Annotated in this window: 18 protein-coding genes; all 18 read left to right on the forward strand. The window is 52.5% G+C overall.

The annotated features are described in order from the left end of the window. Positions 1 to 4 precede the first annotated feature (4 nt). Positions 5 to 478, forward strand: a complete 474-nt coding sequence (locus tag AB8615_RS03945; RefSeq protein ID WP_409433639.1) for a YcgN family cysteine cluster protein — start codon at positions 5 to 7, stop codon at positions 476 to 478. Positions 479 to 682: 204 nt separating this feature from the next. Next, positions 683 to 1,048 (forward strand): NADH-quinone oxidoreductase subunit A, encoded by a 366-nt coding sequence (ndhC, locus tag AB8615_RS03950; RefSeq protein WP_409433640.1) that lies wholly within the window; start codon positions 683 to 685, stop codon positions 1,046 to 1,048. A 45-nt stretch (positions 1,049 to 1,093) separates the two neighbouring features. Then, on the forward strand, positions 1,094 to 1,660 hold the full coding sequence (locus tag AB8615_RS03955) for a NuoB/complex I 20 kDa subunit family protein (protein WP_409433641.1): 567 nt from the start codon (positions 1,094 to 1,096) through the stop codon (positions 1,658 to 1,660). Between the two features lie 2 nt (positions 1,661 to 1,662). Next, on the forward strand, positions 1,663 to 2,283 hold the full coding sequence (locus AB8615_RS03960) for an NADH-quinone oxidoreductase subunit C (RefSeq protein WP_409433642.1): 621 nt from the start codon (positions 1,663 to 1,665) through the stop codon (positions 2,281 to 2,283). Beyond that, on the forward strand, positions 2,283 to 2,768 hold the full coding sequence (locus AB8615_RS03965) for a hypothetical protein (protein ID WP_418152748.1): 486 nt from the start codon (positions 2,283 to 2,285) through the stop codon (positions 2,766 to 2,768). Before AB8615_RS03960 ends, AB8615_RS03965 begins: the two co-directional genes overlap by 1 nt. Next, on the forward strand, positions 2,765 to 3,112 hold the full coding sequence (locus tag AB8615_RS03970) for a hypothetical protein (protein WP_418152749.1): 348 nt from the start codon (positions 2,765 to 2,767) through the stop codon (positions 3,110 to 3,112). The genes AB8615_RS03965 and AB8615_RS03970 overlap by 4 nt, the downstream gene beginning before the upstream one ends. Next, positions 3,112 to 4,308 (forward strand): NADH-quinone oxidoreductase subunit D, encoded by a 1,197-nt coding sequence (locus tag AB8615_RS03975; RefSeq protein WP_409433644.1) that lies wholly within the window; start codon positions 3,112 to 3,114, stop codon positions 4,306 to 4,308. The genes AB8615_RS03970 and AB8615_RS03975 overlap by 1 nt, the downstream gene beginning before the upstream one ends. Continuing rightward, entirely contained in the window at positions 4,305 to 4,508 is a 204-nt protein-coding gene (locus AB8615_RS03980; RefSeq protein ID WP_409433645.1) for a hypothetical protein, read from the forward strand. The genes AB8615_RS03975 and AB8615_RS03980 overlap by 4 nt, the downstream gene beginning before the upstream one ends. A gap of 11 nt (positions 4,509 to 4,519) precedes the next feature. Continuing rightward, positions 4,520 to 5,620: an NADH-quinone oxidoreductase subunit NuoE gene (gene nuoE, locus AB8615_RS03985; RefSeq protein WP_418152750.1), complete on the forward strand. Its 1,101-nt coding sequence runs from the start codon at positions 4,520 to 4,522 to the stop codon at positions 5,618 to 5,620. Beyond that, positions 5,620 to 6,927 (forward strand): NADH-quinone oxidoreductase subunit NuoF, encoded by a 1,308-nt coding sequence (nuoF, locus tag AB8615_RS03990; protein WP_418152752.1) that lies wholly within the window; start codon positions 5,620 to 5,622, stop codon positions 6,925 to 6,927. Before nuoE ends, nuoF begins: the two co-directional genes overlap by 1 nt. A gap of 5 nt (positions 6,928 to 6,932) precedes the next feature. Beyond that, the gene (locus AB8615_RS03995; protein WP_409433648.1) at positions 6,933 to 7,394 is read left to right on the forward strand and encodes a hypothetical protein; all 462 of its coding nucleotides are present in this window, start codon (positions 6,933 to 6,935) and stop codon (positions 7,392 to 7,394) included. After that, positions 7,391 to 9,487, forward strand: coding sequence for an NADH-quinone oxidoreductase subunit NuoG (nuoG, locus tag AB8615_RS04000; protein ID WP_409433649.1), 2,097 nt, complete (start codon positions 7,391 to 7,393; stop codon positions 9,485 to 9,487). The genes AB8615_RS03995 and nuoG overlap by 4 nt, the downstream gene beginning before the upstream one ends. An 11-nt stretch (positions 9,488 to 9,498) precedes the next feature. After that, on the forward strand, positions 9,499 to 10,593 hold the full coding sequence (gene nuoH, locus AB8615_RS04005; RefSeq protein ID WP_409434122.1) for an NADH-quinone oxidoreductase subunit NuoH: 1,095 nt from the start codon (positions 9,499 to 9,501) through the stop codon (positions 10,591 to 10,593). Beyond that, positions 10,593 to 11,084, forward strand: coding sequence for an NADH-quinone oxidoreductase subunit NuoI (gene nuoI, locus AB8615_RS04010; RefSeq protein ID WP_409433650.1), 492 nt, complete (start codon positions 10,593 to 10,595; stop codon positions 11,082 to 11,084). Before nuoH ends, nuoI begins: the two co-directional genes overlap by 1 nt. A 27-nt stretch (positions 11,085 to 11,111) precedes the next feature. Continuing rightward, positions 11,112 to 11,720 (forward strand): NADH-quinone oxidoreductase subunit J, encoded by a 609-nt coding sequence (locus AB8615_RS04015; RefSeq protein WP_409434123.1) that lies wholly within the window; start codon positions 11,112 to 11,114, stop codon positions 11,718 to 11,720. Between the two features lie 9 nt (positions 11,721 to 11,729). After that, positions 11,730 to 12,056 carry an NADH-quinone oxidoreductase subunit NuoK gene (gene nuoK, locus AB8615_RS04020; protein ID WP_409433651.1) on the forward strand — a complete coding sequence of 109 codons (327 nt, stop codon included), beginning with the start codon at positions 11,730 to 11,732 and terminating at the stop codon, positions 12,054 to 12,056. Between the two features lie 7 nt (positions 12,057 to 12,063). Continuing rightward, positions 12,064 to 14,151 (forward strand): NADH-quinone oxidoreductase subunit L, encoded by a 2,088-nt coding sequence (nuoL, locus tag AB8615_RS04025; RefSeq protein ID WP_418152754.1) that lies wholly within the window; start codon positions 12,064 to 12,066, stop codon positions 14,149 to 14,151. Between the two features lie 3 nt (positions 14,152 to 14,154). Then, a complete protein-coding gene (locus AB8615_RS04030) occupies positions 14,155 to 15,681 on the forward strand; it encodes an NADH-quinone oxidoreductase subunit M (RefSeq protein ID WP_409433653.1) in 1,527 nt (508 codons plus the stop codon). The last annotated feature ends 1 nt before the right edge of the window (position 15,682 follow it).

Genomic DNA, 15,682 nt, shown 5'->3' on the forward strand with positions numbered 1-15,682 from the left:
TCTTATGACGAGCAAAACAAATCTTCCGTTCTGGAAAACCAAAAACATGGCGGAAATGAGCCCGACGGAGTGGGAGAGCCTGTGTGATAGCTGTGGCAAGTGCTGTTGCATCCGCCTCGAAGACGAAGATGACGGGGCGATTTACATCACTGATGTTGCTTGTAAGTTGTTTGATCCATCGACCTGCCGTTGCACGGATTACCCCAATCGCTCGGCCAAAGTGCCAGACTGCGTGACGCTAACGCCCGACAATGTGAGCGCGCTGAAATGGATGCCACAGACATGTGCGTATCGACTGGTATCTGAGGGGAAAGACTTGCCAGATTATCACCACCTCATCAGCGGATCGCGCGACACAATCCACGAGGTCGGCATGAGTGTTCAAGACGCGGTGACGTCCGAGGTTTTCGTCACCGAAGAAGAGCAAGTCACCCGCATCGTCATTTGGCCAGGAGAACCCGATATTGGGGAGGGGTAGCTGAGGTTTTGCATGAGCCTCTCATGCCGATAAAACCCGCCATAAAATTCGCTGTCATTCTACAAATTGCCGCAGTGTTATTCCCTGAAAAAACCGTTAGATTAGCCGTTGCAATCGCGCATAAGCCCTTCTAGGTTCCGCGGCGATTACGGAAAATAAGCGGCAGGGCTGTCGCTGTTTAGAAAACACACCGAAAAGGTCGTTATGTCATCGTTTTTATTGGATTATTTGCCAATGCTGATTCTCTTCGGATTGGCGTTAGTGCTGAGTCTTTTATTCCTGTTGGTGCCAGTGCTGGTCGCCCCCAAAAACGCTGATAGTGAAAAAGTGTCGACATATGAGTGCGGGTTTAACGCCTTTGACGACTCACGCATGAAGTTTGACGTGCGATTTTATCTGGTCGCGATCCTGTTTATCATCTTCGATATCGAGGTCGCATTTCTGTTTCCTTACGCGGTCTCGCTTGACCAAATCGGGTTCTGGGGATGGTTCGTGGTGATGATCTTCTTGGCAGAGTTAGGCTTCGGCTTGGCTTATGCGTGGAAGATGGGCGCCCTGGACTGGGAATAGGTGACTGGGAATAGGTGACTGGGAATAGGTTAGGAGAAAGAGACGATGGGTAAAATTATAACGCCAGCTGGATCATCCGCCGTAGACCTCGGCACGCCAGCCTATGACCCCAAGAAACACGACCCATATTTTGATGGGTTATCCGATCAACTCGCCGATAAGGGCTTCATCACAGCGGCGTCGGATGACCTCGTCACATGGGCGCGTACAGGCTCGCTCATGTGGATGACATTTGGTCTCGCTTGCTGCGCGGTCGAGATGATGCAAGCGTCCATGCCGCGCTATGATGTCGAGCGGTTCGGCTTTGCACCGCGTGCATCCCCGCGTCAGTCTGACGTGATGATCGTTGCTGGCACGTTGACCAATAAAATGGCCCCCGCGCTGCGCAAGGTCTATGACCAAATGCCCTATCCGCGCTACGTGATTTCAATGGGTAGCTGCGCCAATGGCGGCGGCTATTATCATTACTCTTACGCCGTCGTGCGCGGCTGTGACCGTATTGTTCCTGTGGACGTCTATGTGCCGGGCTGCCCTCCAACAGCAGAGGCTTTGGTTTACGGTATCTTGCAACTGCAAAAGAAAATCCGCCGCGAAGGCAATATTGAGCGTTAATTATGGCTAACGACTACGTAGAAGAAGATTATCGCGATCTGAAAGATCACATCGAAGCGCAGCTCGGCGATGCGGTGAACGATATTGTGCTGGCCAATGGGGAGATCACAGTACTGGCGCGCCGTGCCGAGATCGTGACAGTTATAGCGTTCCTGCGCGATGACCCGATCTGTAAATTCGCAACACTGCTCGATATTTGCGGCGTCGATTATCCCGCGCGTGAGCGTCGTTTCGACATCGTCTATCATATGCTGTCCATGGCGCATAATACGCGCATCCGTATCAAGGCGACGACGGATGAAGAGACACCGATCATGTCGATCACCTCGCTCTTCCCCAATGCCGATTGGTATGAGCGCGAGGCGTTTGATATGTATGGCATCCTCTTTGACCAACATCCTGATCTGCGCCGTATTCTCACCGATTACGGCTTTGAGGGTTTCCCGCTGCGCAAAGACTTCCCGCTCTCTGGCTTCGTCGAAGTCCGCTATGACGAGTCGCGCAAAGCCGTGATTTATGAGCCCGTCAACCTGCCACAAGAATATCGCAGCTTCGACTTCATGAGCCCATGGGAAGGCGCGAAATACATCCTCCCAGGCGACGAGAAAGTGGAGGAGGGGTGATGCGCGGTATGCTCATCACATCCTTTGCCGCATTAGGCCTCTTATCCGCGACGGCGGTATCGGCGCAAATTCCGACGGGCGGCGATATGTCGGCTTATATGCCGAGCAAGGCAGAGATGCGCAAAGGTCTGGTCGAGGCGGGTATGACGCCTGCGCAAATCGAGCAAATACTGAGTTCTATGGACTTTCCAGAGGCGACCGTTGCGGCAGGCACTCGCGTTGCGAATGCTGAGCCCGCTTGCGAAGACGCCAATGAAAACGACATTTGCGACAGTGAGGAAGCTGATCCAGACATCACGCAATGTCGTGCTATTTATCAAAACGCGATTTATAACGCCGCTCAGAATTTATCTGGCGGAACCTTGGGCCGCAACGCGGTTGAAGTCGCGCAGACTTGCTCCATGGCAGCGGCTGGCGGGACGATGTATTACGGCAAGCCAATCGGTGAGACGGGGCCAGGGGGAAGGCTTGGTATCACGACATGAACCAATTAATGACGATCACAGGGTATTGGGACACGGTTTTGGCACACGGGCGTTATCTCGACAGCCAGTCCATGCCGAAAGATCTAGACTCAATGAGCGATAAAGAATTGGATACGATTATTTCGGGTTTCCCGCGTGACTTGCGAACTTTGATGCGCGGGCCTGGCGATAATGAAACAGGTAGTTTCCGAAATGTGGCGCTGCCCATTCATAATAAATGCGAGCGTATTCGCTCGAGTGTTGGCAGTAATTATCGACGGAATGTGCTCGATTATGCAGTGTGCGAGCCCGTGGTGCCAGACGCAAATATAGCGGATTTTGATCCAGATGAAGGCGGTAAGTAATGGGTAAGCAGGAAGCCATTCTCGAAGGTAACGACCGTAATTTCACCATCAATTTCGGTCCGCAGCATCCTGCGGCGCATGGTGTGTTGCGCCTTGTGCTGGAGCTTGAGGGCGAGATTGTTGAGCGCGTTGATCCGCATATCGGCTTGCTGCATCGCGGCACCGAAAAGCTGATCGAGCATAAGACTTATTTGCAAGCGATTCCGTATTTTGACCGCCTCGATTACGTCTCGCCAATGAACCAAGAGCATGCGTTCTGTCTGGCGATTGAAAAGCTGATGGGCATTGCTGTGCCACGCCGCGCGAGCTTTATCCGCGTGATATATTCCGAAATCGGCCGCATCCTCTCGCATATGCTCAACATCACGACGCAAGCTATGGATGTTGGCGCGCTGACGCCACCTGTCTGGGGGTTTGAAGAGCGAGAAAAGCTGATGGTGTTTTACGAGCGCGCCTCTGGCTCTCGCATGCACGCGAATTATTTCCGTCCTGGCGGTGTGCATCAAGACCTGACGCCCGCGCTGATCAATGATCTGTTGGTGTGGTGTGACCAGTTTCCGCAAAAGCTCAAAGACATCGAAACGCTCTTGACGGGGAACCGTATTTTTAAACAGCGCAACGTCAATATCGGCATTGTGTCAAAGCAAGACTGCTATGACTGGGGCTTTTCCGGTATCATGGTGCGTGGCTCTGGCATCCCGTGGGATTTGCGCCGCAATCAACCTTATGAAGTCTATTCCGAGTTGGATTTTCAAATCCCGCTGGGCAAAAATGGTGATTGTTATGACCGCTATCTCTGCCGCGTCGATGAGATGTATGAGAGCGTCAAAATCATGCGCCAGTGCCTAGAGATGATGCCCGAAGGCCCTGTGATGACCGAAGATAAAAAGGTTGTGCCGCCGCGCCGCGCTGAAATGAAGCAAAGCATGGAAGCCTTGATCCATCATTTTAAGCTTTATACCGAAGGCTTCAAAGTGCCAGCGGGCGAGGTCTATACTTGCGTCGAAGCGCCAAAGGGCGAATTTGGCGTATATCTGGTGGCAGACGGCACGAACCAGCCTTACCGCTGTAAAATTCGCGCGCCAGGCTTCCCGCATCTGGCGGCGATGGATTATTTGAATAAGGGCCATATGCTGGCCGACGTCTCTGCGATCCTCGGCTCGCTAGACATTGTATTTGGAGAAATTGACCGATGAGCGATCCCTTGAAAAAGACATATGCAGATTATCTCGGCCTTGGCTATCAAGTCGTCGCGAGCTATTTTGCCGACGGCCACCATTTCCAAGTCCTGCAATCCAATGAAGATGTCGTTATCGCGCACATGCCGCACGGCAAAATCATGGCAGATGGTTTCCTCTCTGACTCTGACGTTCAAATCACAAGGATTATGAAATGAGCGCAAGGCGTATGGCTCTGGTTCAACCGGCGACGTTTGAACTATCCAAAAAAGCGATCAAAGAGATTGACGGTTGGGTGAAAAAATACCCCGCTGATCGGCAACGTTCGGCTCTGATTCCTGCGCTCTGGATTGCACAAAAAGACGCCGATGGTTGGTTGCCCGAACCCGCCATGCGCGCGGTCGCGGATAAACTCGGCATGGCCTATATCCGTGTCTATGAAGTCGCGACATTTTATACGATGTTCAACCTTGCACCTGTCGGCGAGCATTTTGTGCAGCTTTGTGGCACGACTCCCTGCTGGCTGCGCGGGGCGGATAACCTCAAAGATGTATGCCGCGATAAGATTGGCCCGCAAAATACAATTAACGGCAAGCTCTCTTGGCTCGAAGTCGAGTGCCTCGGTGCCTGTGCGAACGCGCCGATGGTGCAGATTTCCAACGCAGATGGTGATCATTATTATGAAGACCTGACGGCGGATACGTTTGAAGCGCTTTTGGATGATCTGGCCGCTGGCAAAACGCCCAAAGCTGGCCCTCGCGTCGATCGCTTTGGCTCAGAACCTGAGGGCGGTGCGCTGGCGCTGGTCGATGACACGGTGCATAAGCAGCTTTGCAACGTCAAAAAGCTGCCAAATGCTGATAAAAAAGCTAGCGTCAATTATTACGAGTGGGATCCCAAGGATCGTCGGGCGACTCGCGGCGGCTGGGTTGATCCAAAATCCAAAGCCTCTCGTGACCCGAAAAAGCGCCCTGATAATTACGGCAAAGACCTGACCGCCGGTATCATCGAAGATGAACCCAAAAAAGCGCGTCCTGCGCGGTCTCGTATGCCCATCGATGAAAAGCCAAAAGTCCTGTACACGGACGGCCCCACAGACGGTAAGCCTGACGACTTGAAAAAAATCAAAGGTGTCGGGCCGAAGTTTGAAGGTGATTTGAACGCTGCTGGGATTTATTATTACCGCCAAATCGGGGCATGGAAAGCCGCTGACATTAAAACCGTTGAAGCGGAAGCTTTGTCGCGTTTCCCCGGTCGTATCAAACGCGATGAGTGGGTGAAGCAGGCGAAAGCGTTGGCGAAAACGGCAGCGAAGAAGGACAAATCATAATGGCTGAACTTCTCCAAGATAAGGACCGAATTTTTCAAAACCTCTACGGGATGAAAGATCGCAGCCTAGACGGCGCACGGTCTCGCGGTGCATGGCTCGGCACAGAAGCCATGATCGCGCAAGGGCGTGACTGGATTATCGATCAAGTGAAAGCCTCCGGCTTGCGCGGTCGCGGCGGGGCAGGTTTTCCTACGGGCCTCAAATGGTCGTTCATGCCCAAAGAAGTTGGCAACCGTCCGCACTACCTTGTTGTCAATGCTGACGAGTCAGAACCTGGCTCTTGTAAAGACCGCGATATTCTCCGCAATGATCCACATTTGCTGATCGAAGGCTGTCTGGTTGCGTCATTCGCGATGCAGGCACATGCGGCTTATATCTATCTACGCGGCGAATATATTTTAGAGCGTCACCGCTTGGAAGCTGCTGTGAAAGAAGCTTATGCGGTCGGCTTGCTCGGTAAAAACGCCTGCGGCACGGGCTGGGATTTTGATGTTTATGTCCATCACGGCGCGGGCGCATATATTTGCGGCGAAGAAACGGCACTGCTGGAAAGCTTAGAGGGTAAAAAAGGTCAGCCACGGCTCAAGCCACCATTCCCGGCGGGGGCAGGGCTATATGGTTGTCCGACCACAGTGAATAATGTCGAATCGATTGCGGTTGTGCCGACCATCCTGCGCCGAGGCGTTGATTGGTGGACGCAATTTGGGCGCGACAATAATAAAGGCACAAAGGTCTTCTCAATCTCTGGCCATGTGAACAAGCCCTGCAATATCGAAGAAGCGCTATCGATTCCGATGAAGACGCTGCTCGAAGAATATGCAGGCGGTGTTCGCGGGGGTTGGGATAACTTGAAATGCGTGATCCCAGGCGGCTCGTCTGTTCCGCTCCTACCCAAAGAGATTTGCGACTCTGTCCTAATGGATTTTGATGCTCTGCGTGAGCATCAATCGGGCCTCGGCACGGCGGCGGTGATCGTCATGGACAAATCAACCGACGTGATCAAAGCGATTGCGCGCCTGAGCTATTTCTACAAGCATGAGAGCTGCGGGCAGTGTACGCCGTGTCGCGAAGGCACAGGCTGGATGTGGCGTGTAATGGAGCGCATGGTGCGCGGCGAAGCGCGGACAGAAGAGATAGATACGCTGCTGGCTGTCACGAAACAGGTCGAAGGTCACACGATCTGCGCCCTTGGCGATGCGGCCGCTTGGCCGATCCAAGGCCTGATCCGCCACTTCCGCCACGAAATCGAAGACCGCATCGATAATTACCGGGCGAATAAGCCTGTCTTTGTGCAAGCTGCGGAGTAGATTCAGTGATAAGGTTCATCACAATATATGCTGCTGCTTTCCTTATCGTTGCATGTGCTGTTGAAGATACGACTGAAAGCTTTTTTACCGAAACCAAGGAAGTTCCAGCTATGCCACTATCCGAAGCCGACAAGAAAATCCTTTGCCGTGCTACTGTTGCTGCAACAATGGGACGGGATATTGCAATCATCGGAGTAGATAAATTCGAAGATAATATAACCTATGTTTCTTACAAGCGCCCAAGCGATAAAACAGTTTGGAAAACACGCTGTAAAACGTCAGGAAATAAAATTATTTGGTCTACTGTTGATCAAGAGGGCCCTGGAACAGGGTTTGGCCGTTGGAGAGATCATTCGATGGACTCTAAGATCGTTTATTCAATCGATAGTGATACAGTTACTATTACTGAGAAGTTTCCTGATGGAAGTGGATCACCAAAAGTGTTTGTTAGGGACGATAAAAAATGAGCGACCTACGCAAAATCAATATTGACGGCACGGAGCATGAAGTGCCCGCAGAATACACCCTGATGCAGGCGTGTGAGGAGTATGGCGGGGCGGAAATTCCGCGCTTCTGTTATCATGAGCGCCTGTCTGTGGCGGGTAATTGCCGCATGTGCCTTGTTGAATGGGTTGGTGCGCCGAAGCCGCAAGCGTCCTGTGCGTTGCAGGTCAAAGACTTGCGTCCGAACCGTGACGGTACGCCTGCCAATATTCGCACAAATTCCGAAGTCGTGAAGACGGCGCGTGAAGGCGTAATGGAATTCCTATTGATCAACCATCCACTTGATTGCCCAATTTGCGACCAGGGCGGCGAGTGTGATTTGCAAGATCAGGCCATGGCCTATGGCCGTGATAGCTCGCGATTTGAAGAAAACAAACGCGCCGTCGATGACAAGCATATGGGCCCGCTGGTCAACACAATTATGACGCGCTGTATTCAGTGTACACGCTGCGTGCGCTTTGTAACCGAAGTCGCAGGTGTGCAGGAAATCGGCCTTGTTAATCGCGGCGAAGATGCTGAAATCACAACATATTTAGAGAAATCGCTGACGTCCGAACTATCAGGAAATGTCATTGATTTGTGTCCCGTTGGTGCGCTGACGTCCAAGCCTTACGCCTTCAATGCACGGCCTTGGGAGTTGGAGAAAATCGAGAGTATTGACGTGATGGACGCGGTTGGGTCCAACATTCGGGTAGATAGCCGCCGCGGCGCAGTGCTGCGGATTTTGCCTGTCAACAATGATGCCGTGAATGAGGAATGGATTTCTGACAAAACGCGATTTGTGTGGGACGGCCTAGCGCGTCAACGCCTTGACCGTCCGTTCATTCGCGAAAACGGAAAGCTTCGCGCCGCAAGCTGGGATGAAGCGCTGGCGGTTGTCGCCGAGAAGCTCTCTGGTGACCCGACCAAGATCGCGGCGATTGCTGGCGATTTGTGCGATGCCGAGTCGATGAAAGCACTCAAGGACTTAATGGGTCAGATCGGCACGACACATATCGATTGTCGCCAAGACGGGAGCTTGATCGGTGGCTCGGGCGCTCAACGTGAAAGCTATTTATTTAATTCAACGATTGAAGGCTTGGAAGACGCCAATGCGGTTCTGTTGATTGGGACGAACCCGCGTCACGAAGCGCCTCTGATTAACACTCGTCTGCGCAAGGCTTGGATCGCAGGTGATCTGGAAGTTGGCCTGATCGGCGAGGGCGTCGACCTGACATATGACTATGAGCATTTGGGATTGTCACCTGCAGATTTATCCAAATTTGTGAAATCTAAAAAAGGTTTCTCGCAGACATTCAAAAAAGCTAAAAATGCAGCGATTATCGTTGGCACAGGCGCCTTGCGCGGCAAGGCTAGCTTGGCGTTGCTGGCTGAAGTCGGTAAGTTTGCGAAAGCAACTGGCGCGACGGTCAATATCCTCCACACAGCGGCAAGCCGTGTTGGTGGCCTCGATATGGGATTTGTCCCGGGCGAAGGCGGTATGGCGACTGACGCGATATTGCACGCGGCGGCGTCGGGCGCGATTGAAACCGTTTACCTGCTAGGGGCAGACGAGTTAGACGGCTCTAAGTTGAAAAATGCCTTCGTGATTTATCAGGGCAGCCACGGCGATAGCGGCGCGCATGTCGCGGATGTGATCTTGCCAGGCGCGGCTTATACGGAAAAAGACGGGCTTTATGTCAATCTTGAAGGGCGCGTGCAAATGGGCGTGCGCGCTGTGTCGCCGAAAGGTGACGCCAAAGAAGATTGGGCTATTATCCGCGCACTATCGGGTCACATGAACCGCGTGCTGCCATATGATAATCTCGGCGCATTGCGTGAAAAACTATTTGCAGACCATCCGAGCTTTATGAGCCTCGGCAATATCGCGGATAAGGCGGAGTTTGACCCGTCAACATTGGGCCAAGGGGCTGGCAAAGCTGTTAAATTGTCTAATACGCCATTGCGCAATCCCATCACGGACTTCTACCTGACCAACCCCATTGCGCGGGCGTCAAACGTCATGGCAGAATGTTCAGCAATCATCGACGATAACCTCAAAGAAGCGGCGGAATAGTCATGCCAATTATGGGAATTCCAGCCATGGGAATTAGTGAATGGTGGGCAGGTCTGCCGTTTGAAGTCACATGGACTTTGGCGAAGTCTGGCCAAGTCTTGCTGTTCGTGCTGTCGCTGGCTTTGCTTGTGGCGGCGCTCGTGCTGGCAGACCGAAAAATTTGGGCGGCGGTGCAGATGCGTCGCGGGCCGAATGTCGTGGGTGCTTTTGGCTTGCTGCAGACGATTGCAGACGCGCTGAAGTTCTTTTTCAAAGAGATAGTTGTGCCAGCGGGCTCTGACAAATTCCTCTTTATTCTCGCGCCAGTCCTCACCCTTGTCATGGCGTTTCTCGCTTGGGCCGTAATCCCTGTAGCCCCAGGTTGGGTGATTTCAGACATCAATATCGGCGTATTATATGTCCTCGCGATTAGTTCTATGGGCGTCTACGGGATTATTATTGGCGGCTGGGCATCAAACTCGAAATATCCATTTATGGGCGCGTTGCGCTCCACCGCGCAAATGGTGTCTTATGAAGTCTCCATCGGCTTCATTATCTTGACTGTGATTTTCCTCTCTGGCTCCATGAACCTGACGACGATTGTCGATGCGCAAGAGGGTGGGTTATTTAATTGGAATATGTTCCGGCTTAATCCAGCGGGTGAATACGGGCTTTGGAATTTACTGCTATTCCCGATTATGTTCTATATGGGCATCCTGTTTTTCATCAGCGCCCTAGCTGAAACGAACCGCCCACCTTTTGACTTGCCCGAAGCGGAGTCAGAATTGGTTGCAGGCTATCAGGTCGAATATTCTTCGACGCCGTTCCTCATGTATTTCTTCGGCGAATATGTGAATATCATGCTGCTCTCTGCGATGATGACGATTTTATTCCTCGGCGGGTGGCATGCGCCGATTGATATTGGTATCCAATTCGTCCCGCCATTCCTCTGGTTCTTCCTTAAGACAGCATTCCTGTTCTTTATGTTTGCCATGGTTAAAGCCATAGTCCCGCGCTACCGCTATGACCAGTTGATGCGGCTGGGGTGGAAAGTCTTTCTACCAACGGCATTGGTCGCCGTTGTGCTAGTCTCGACAATCGTTGTCTTCAACGGAGGGTCTGCCTAATGTTTGCTCGTATAAAACAAGTGGCGCGCGGGGCACTGCTCCTTGAATTTTGGAGTGCGCTCTGGCTTGCGACGAAGTACTTCTTCGCACCCAAAGTGACGATTAACTACCCGTTTGAAAAAGGCCCATTATCGCCCCGTTTTCGCGGTGAACATGCGCTGCGTCGTTATCCGTCTGGCGAAGAACGCTGCATTGCTTGCAAACTCTGCGAAGCGATCTGCCCCGCCCAAGCCATCGTCATCGAGGCCGAGCCGCGCCCTGATGGATCCCGTCGCACCACGCGTTATGACATCGATATGGTCAAGTGTATCTATTGCGGTCTGTGCCAAGAAGCTTGCCCTGTTGACGCCATCGTCGAAGGCCCAAATTATGAATTCGCAACTGAGACACGGGAGGAGCTTTATTATGACAAAGAGAAGCTGCTCTCCAATGGGGATCGTTGGGAAACAGAAATCGCAAAAAACCTAGCCATGGATGCGCCGTATCGCTAGAGAGCGGTGCAAAGAGGGAAACTAAGAATCGTGCTTATTGCTATCTCATTTTATATGCTCGCCCTTGTGGCTGTCGCAGCGGCCTTCATGGTTGTCGCGAGCCGCAACCCCGTGCATTCCGTGATGTTCCTGATTTTGACATTTTTCAGCGCGGCAGGGCTGTTCATTCTGATGGGAGCCGAGTTCCTCGCGCTCTTGCTGGTCATGGTTTATGTCGGTGCGGTGGCCGTATTGTTCTTATTTGTTGTGATGATGCTCGACGTAGATTTCGTCGAATTAAAGCAGGGCTTTCTGTCCTATTTGCCTATCGGTGCTTTGGTGGCTTTGATCTTGCTGGCCGAAATGGTCATGGTCGGTGCGACGCGCTTTATGGGCGATAACACGACTACGGTAGTTGACCGCACAGAAGACGGTGTGTCCAACCTCGAGGCGTTCGGGAAAGTCTTATATACGGATTATGCAGGTGTGTTTGAAGCGGCTGGCTTTGTCTTATTGGTCGCGATGATCGGCGCGATTGTCCTAACGCTGCGCGAGCGCGAAGGTGTGCGGAAACAAAATATTGGTGATCAAATCGCGCGGACACGCGAGACTGGCGTAGAGATGGTCGACATCGAACCCGGCCAAGGTCTAGGGTAGGGGCGCGACATGATTATCGGACTTTCTCATTATTTAATTGTCGCGGCGATGCTGTTCACGATTGGCGTCTTCGGTATTTTCGTAAACCGTAAAAACGTGATCATTATCCTGATGTGTGTCGAGCTAATCCTGCTCGCTGTGAACATCAACTTCGTGGCTTTCTCAACGCATATGGCGGACGGTGTCGGAAATGATCCCATTGCGGGACAGATATTTGCGTTGTTCATTCTAACAGTCGCAGCCGCAGAAGCCGCCGTCGGCCTCGCGATCCTTGTGGTTTACTTCCGTAACCGCGGCAATATTGCCGTGGAAGATATTGATCTGATGAAGGGCTAACGCAGTCATGTTGTATCTCATCATCGTATTCGCGCCGCTACTTGGCGCACTGATCTCTGGCTTGACCGGCACACGTTTCGGGGGGCAGAAGCTCGGCGAAAAATCGTCCATGATCATCACGACAGGGCTGCTGTTTCTGTCTGCAGTTCTGTCTTGGTACGCGCTGTTCAAAGTGGGCTTCGGCCACCAAGAACACCCGCCAATCAATGTGTTGCGCTGGATGGATATTGGCGATCTGAAAGCGAATTGGGCGTTTAAAATTGACACGCTAACAGCGGTCATGCTGGTCGTGGTAAACTCAGTCTCCGCGCTCGTGCATCTCTATAGCTGGGGCTATATGAGCGATGATAAGTTCAAACCGCGCTTCTTCGCCTATCTCTCACTCTTTACATTTGCCATGTTGATGTTGGTGACGTCTGATAACTTCATCCAGCTCTTCTTCGGCTGGGAAGGGGTGGGCCTCGCCTCTTATCTTCTGATTGGATACTACTACAAAAAACCGTCAGCCAATGCGGCGGCTATCAAAGCTTTTGTGACGAACCGCGTTGGCGATGTTGGTTTGGCGCTTGGCGTCATGACGATCTTCCTTGTCTTTGGTTCGGTGAAGTTTGATGCAGTCTTTGCGGAAGTGGCCGCGAACAAAGACCTCGTCCTGCCATTTCTCGGCATGGAGTTTAACGCGATTGAGTTGATTGCCTTCTTGCTGTTCATCGGCGCGATGGGCAAGTCGGCGCAATTTGTGTTGCACGTCTGGCTCCCTGACGCAATGGAAGGTCCGACCCCTGTGTCAGCCTTGATCCATGCTGCGACTATGGTGACGGCGGGCGTCTTCCTCGTCTGCCGTGCTTTCCCAATTTACGAAGCCGCACCGATGACCAGCGCATTTGTGACGGCCGTGGGCGCATTTACGGCGCTGTTCGCCGCAACGGTCGCGCTCGTGCAAAACGATATTAAACGCGTGATAGCCTATTCGACCTGTTCGCAGCTGGGCTATATGTTTTTTGCGGCGGGCGTCGGGGCTTATAACGCCGCCATGTTCCACCTCTTCACTCACGCGTTCTTTAAGGCGCTCTTATTCCTCTGCGCGGGCTCCGTTATTCACGCGCTGCACCACGAACAAGACATGCGTAAAATGGGCGGTATCTGGCGCAAAGTCCCTTGGACTTATGGCGCTATGATTATCGGCACATTGGCCATTACAGGCCTTGGTATTCCAGGCACGAAAATCGGCTTCGCGGGCTTTTTCTCAAAAGACGCCATTATTGAGGCGGCGTATTCTGGCGTAGCCACGAGCAATACCGCTGTCTTTGCGTTCTGGGTCGGGATTATCGCAGCGCTGTTGACGAGCTTCTATAGCTGGCGTCTGATCTTCATGACCTTCCACGGTAAATATCGCGGCGATCAGCACACATTTGATCACGCGCATGAAAGCCCGTGGAATATGCGCCTGCCGCTTGTCGTGCTGTCCTTCGGTGCGCTGTTTGCAGGGGCTGTGTTCTATAAGTATTTCATGGGCAAATATTCGGGTGATTTCTGGCACAATGCTTTGCCAACGGCTTACGGCCACCACGCTATGATGGCGCCAGATTACCTCTACGCAGCGGCCGAGACTGTCGCGACAGATGCTCACCACGGCGAGGTCAAACATGACGGTCTATTCGGTTGGTTGTTTAACAAGGTTCACGGCTACCCGTTCTGGGTGCTGCTCTTGCCTGTTCTGGTGTCTGTTATTGGCTTCATCACCGCGTTCATGATGTATATGCGCAAGGATGGCCAAGTGGAGGCCCGTATCAAAGACGTCGAGGAAACAGGCGGCGGCATCCTCTACCGCTTCTTGCTCAATAAGTGGTATATTGACGAGCTATATGACATCACAGTCATACGCGGTGTGCGCAAGCTAGGCGACTTTTTCTATAAGATCGGCGACGTCAAAATCATTGACGGCCTCGGCCCCAATGGTGTGGCGGCATTCGCAGCGGGCGCGGCCAAGCGCTTGTCGAAATTCCAGTCAGGCTATCTGTATCACTACGCCTTTGTCATGCTGCTCGGAGTTGCTGCTTTGATTATGATCGCATTTCGCGGAATGGGGGGCTAGACCATGGAAGCCTATCCTATCCTAACCCTGATCACCTTCTTGCCAGCGGTCGTCGCGATCTTGTTGGCTGTGATTGCTGCGCTGTCCAAGGACAAGGCGCAAATGGAAATCAATGCGCCGCGCGTGGCCCTGCTCGTGTCCGGCGTTGTGCTAGTGCTAGCCGTGCTACTGACACTGAACTTTGACCGCACACAAGCCGGCTTCCAATTCGTGGAAGACACGCAATGGCTTGGCGGCGGTATTCAATATATCCTTGGTGTTGACGGCATTTCCGTGCTGTTCGTGCTGCTAACAGCGTTCCTGACACCGCTTTGTATTCTGGCAAGTATGACGTCGATCAAAGAGCGCATGCTCGAATATATGATCGCCTTCCTGATCTTAGAAACGCTGATGATTGGTGTGTTTGTGGCACTAGATTTGGTGCTGTTCTATCTGTTCTTTGAAGCGGTCCTGATCCCGATGTTCATTATCATCGGCGTGTGGGGCGGGAAGAACCGCGTATACGCGTCGTATAAGTTTTTCCTCTACACGCTGCTCGGCTCCGTGTTGATGCTCGGTGCAATCCTCTGGATCTATAATTATAGTGGCCAACAACTCGACAGTCCGACCATGGATATGCGTGTCTTAATGACAAAGCTTCAAATCCCGGGCGGGGTGCAGACATGGCTCTGGCTCGCGTTCTTCGCCAGCTTTGCCGTGAAAATGCCGATGTGGCCTGTCCATACATGGCTCCCCGATGCCCACGTTGAGGCGCCAACCGCAGGTTCTGTTATTCTGGCGGGCGTCTTGTTGAAGCTTGGTGGCTATGGCTTCCTGCGTTTCTCACTGCCGCTTTTCCCAGAAGCGTCATTTAACCTCGCGCCGATCATCTATTGGCTGAGCGTGATCGCGATTATTTACACCTCGCTGGTGGCCTATCGTCAGACAGATATGAAAAAGCTGATCGCATACTCCTCCGTTGCGCATATGGGTTTTGTGACGATGGGGATTTTCGCGTTTAACTTACAAGGCATCCAAGGCGGGATATTCCAAATGCTCAGCCATGGTGTAATCTCTGGCGCGCTCTTCTTCTGCGTCGGCGTCATCTATGACCGTATGCACACACGCGAGATTGCGTTCTATGGCGGGCTCGTCAAAAGCATGCCGATCTATGCGACCTTCTTCTTGCTGTTCACCATGGCCAATGTCGGCTTGCCAGGCACGTCGGGCTTTGTGGGGGAAATCCTAACGATGGTCGGTGCCTATCAGGTCAACCCATGGATCGCCTTTGGTGCAGCTTTCGGTATGATTTTATCCGCGGTCTACGGGCTCTATCTCTACCGCGCGGCGATCTTTGGCGAGGTTGTGAACGAGAAACTCAAAGACATCAAAGACGTCACTGGCACGGAGTATTTCATCCTCGGTATTTTGGCGTTTTTCACGATCTTGCTGGGTGTTTACCCGTCCTTGATTACAGACATCACCAACGCTTCTGTTGAAAACCTGATCAGCAATTTCAATGCTGACATCGCAAACATGAAGGCGAACTAAT

This window comes from Litorimonas sp. RW-G-Af-16 (assembly GCF_048319245.1).
Lineage (GTDB): Bacteria > Pseudomonadota > Alphaproteobacteria > Caulobacterales > Maricaulaceae > Litorimonas.

Bases quoted from the DNA above. Each gene is read 5' to 3' on its own strand.
- nuoG (WP_409433649.1), top strand. From the start codon at position 7,391: ATGAGCGACCTACGCAAAATCAATATTGACGGCACGGAGCATGAAGTG.
- nuoE (WP_418152750.1), top strand. From the start codon at position 4,520: ATGGCTCTGGTTCAACCGGCGACGTTTGAACTATCCAAAAAAGCGATC.
- AB8615_RS03965 (WP_418152748.1), top strand. From the start codon at position 2,283: ATGCGCGGTATGCTCATCACATCCTTTGCCGCATTAGGCCTCTTATCC.
- AB8615_RS03960 (WP_409433642.1), top strand. From the start codon at position 1,663: ATGGCTAACGACTACGTAGAAGAAGATTATCGCGATCTGAAAGATCAC.
- nuoF (WP_418152752.1), top strand. From the start codon at position 5,620: ATGGCTGAACTTCTCCAAGATAAGGACCGAATTTTTCAAAACCTCTAC.
- AB8615_RS03945 (WP_409433639.1), top strand. From the start codon at position 5: ATGACGAGCAAAACAAATCTTCCGTTCTGGAAAACCAAAAACATGGCG.
- AB8615_RS03955 (WP_409433641.1), top strand. From the start codon at position 1,094: ATGGGTAAAATTATAACGCCAGCTGGATCATCCGCCGTAGACCTCGGC.
- nuoL (WP_418152754.1), top strand. From the start codon at position 12,064: ATGTTGTATCTCATCATCGTATTCGCGCCGCTACTTGGCGCACTGATC.
- AB8615_RS04030 (WP_409433653.1), top strand. From the start codon at position 14,155: ATGGAAGCCTATCCTATCCTAACCCTGATCACCTTCTTGCCAGCGGTC.
- ndhC (WP_409433640.1), top strand. From the start codon at position 683: ATGTCATCGTTTTTATTGGATTATTTGCCAATGCTGATTCTCTTCGGA.
- nuoH (WP_409434122.1), top strand. From the start codon at position 9,499: ATGGGAATTCCAGCCATGGGAATTAGTGAATGGTGGGCAGGTCTGCCG.
- nuoI (WP_409433650.1), top strand. From the start codon at position 10,593: ATGTTTGCTCGTATAAAACAAGTGGCGCGCGGGGCACTGCTCCTTGAA.
- nuoK (WP_409433651.1), top strand. From the start codon at position 11,730: ATGATTATCGGACTTTCTCATTATTTAATTGTCGCGGCGATGCTGTTC.
- AB8615_RS03975 (WP_409433644.1), top strand. From the start codon at position 3,112: ATGGGTAAGCAGGAAGCCATTCTCGAAGGTAACGACCGTAATTTCACC.
- AB8615_RS03980 (WP_409433645.1), top strand. From the start codon at position 4,305: ATGAGCGATCCCTTGAAAAAGACATATGCAGATTATCTCGGCCTTGGC.
- AB8615_RS03970 (WP_418152749.1), top strand. From the start codon at position 2,765: ATGAACCAATTAATGACGATCACAGGGTATTGGGACACGGTTTTGGCA.